We start from the raw sequence: 1,685 nt of genomic DNA, 5'->3' as shown, positions 1-1,685 counted from the left end.
GGCTTCGGCGCGGCGGCCGCGACCGGCGCGGGCTCGTCGGCAGGCACGGGCTCATCGACAGGTGCGGGCGCCGTGTCCGCAGCCGGGCCGGCAACCTCCGGTTCGGAGACCGGCGGCGCTTCGGGATTCGGGATCTCGGCGAAGGCGGGTTCGGCCAGGTTGGCGTCGGCGGGGACCGGTATCTCGGCCGGGGGGGCCTCCGGCTCGGGCGCCGACGTCGGGGTGCCGGTCGCGGTGCCGAGGGCCTCGGGCGAGACCGTGTCCATCAGGTGCGCGTGAAGCGGCTCGGGAGGCGCCTCGGAGGGCACCGGCGGGAACGACTCCTCCGGCGGGTGCAGCGCCGCCTCGAGCGCGGCGGCGCGAGCGCTTTTGGCCTCACCCGCCTTGGCCTCACCCGCCTTGGCCTCACCCGTCTTGCCCTGCAGGGTGCCGGGCGGGGTCGAGGAGGAGCGGCGGCCGGTCGATCGTCCCTGCGGCGTCCGTTGCTTGCCCATCGTCGAGATCCCTTGAGGCCGTCCGCGTGTCGTTCCGTTCGAGCCCGAATCGCACGGGCCGAACGTAGTCCAGTTGCCGGCCGGCGCAATGCATCGGGGGTGCGGCGGCGATCGGCGCCCGCGGATCGGCACCCCGACGCGACGGCCGCGAGACCGGACGATCCAGCCGCGGTGCCGACCGGAGGCCGGGGCCGCCGCGCCGGTGCGCGGCGGAAGATCCTCGGCCCCGCACGGGGCCGAGCGGCGGCTCAGCGCGCGGCGTTCTGCGCGAGGGCGCCGAGGTCCTTGGCCTGCGCCTGCATCGCGGCGATCTGGCTGCGGACGAACTCGGACTGCAGCTCGAAGGCCTCGCGCAGGTCCTTGGTGCGCACGAGCTTCTGCGCGAAGTCGAAGGTGGCGTTGGCGTTGGTCTGGGCGTGGTCGAAGCCCTTGGCGACGGCGGCCTGCATCGAGGACTGGAGGTTGAGCCCCGAGCTCTGGACCTGCTCGGCGGCCTTGAGCGCGTTGCCCATCAGGGTGCCGACGGCGGTGCGGGCCTGGTCGACGCTCTTCTCGGCGAAATCGCGCATCTCGGTCGGGATCTCGAAATTCGGGGTCTGCATGAATCGGCTCCTCGGGTGGCGTCGTCACCGGCGGTCTCGAAGCGATCGCCCGTGCGAGGCGGATTTATGTTGCATTGCAATAATAAGTCAAGACGCCGCTTTTCGAGGCGAAAGCCGCGCTTATTAAGCAGAGACTCTTGCCTCGGCATCGATCCGGGACCCCACCAAGCGCCACACCTGACAGATTGCCCCCGATGTTGCTGCAATCATCCGTCGGGCACAGGGTCGCGATGGCGACGACGGCGCGATCGTGACGTCGCGGGGGATCGCGAAACCGCACGGAAACTTGATCTGATCGGCCGATCGCTTCGCATCGTCCTCAGGGCGGGCGCGGGTCGGGCGCCGCGCCGGCCTATGCGTGCTGCATCGCGTCACGCCGCGTGCGAAGCAAGCCGGCATACAGCGCGGCCGAGGCTTCGGCGTGCCGGGCGATAGTCATCGGCGCGGCCCAGAAGCGGCCGTGGGCGGCCATCGGGCATCACCAGACCGAAGGCTTGCATCGTGGGATCGTCAAAGTCCCGTTGCCAGAGAAAGGGGAGGGGAGAGACCGCTTCCTAACGAGAGAGGAGGCCGTCCGCCTGCTCTGGGT

1 protein-coding gene and 1 pseudogene are annotated in these 1,685 nt (G+C 71.0%); both read right to left on the bottom strand.

Features of this window, described 5'->3' with window-relative positions:
* Positions 1 to 494, bottom strand: a pseudogene (locus FV230_RS28070) (hypothetical protein); the annotation flags it as partial.
* A 248-nt stretch (positions 495 to 742) separates the two neighbouring features.
* Positions 743 to 1,096: a phasin gene (locus FV230_RS28065; protein ID WP_147729981.1), complete on the bottom strand. Its 354-nt coding sequence runs from the start codon at positions 1,094 to 1,096 to the stop codon at positions 743 to 745.
* Between the last annotated feature and the right edge of the window lie 589 nt (positions 1,097 to 1,685).

The organism is Methylobacterium sp. WL6, assembly GCF_008040095.1.
GTDB lineage: Bacteria > Pseudomonadota > Alphaproteobacteria > Rhizobiales > Beijerinckiaceae > Methylobacterium.
The sequence above is the reverse complement of the archived record's forward strand: the minus strand, read 5'-3'. Positions and strand labels throughout refer to the sequence as shown.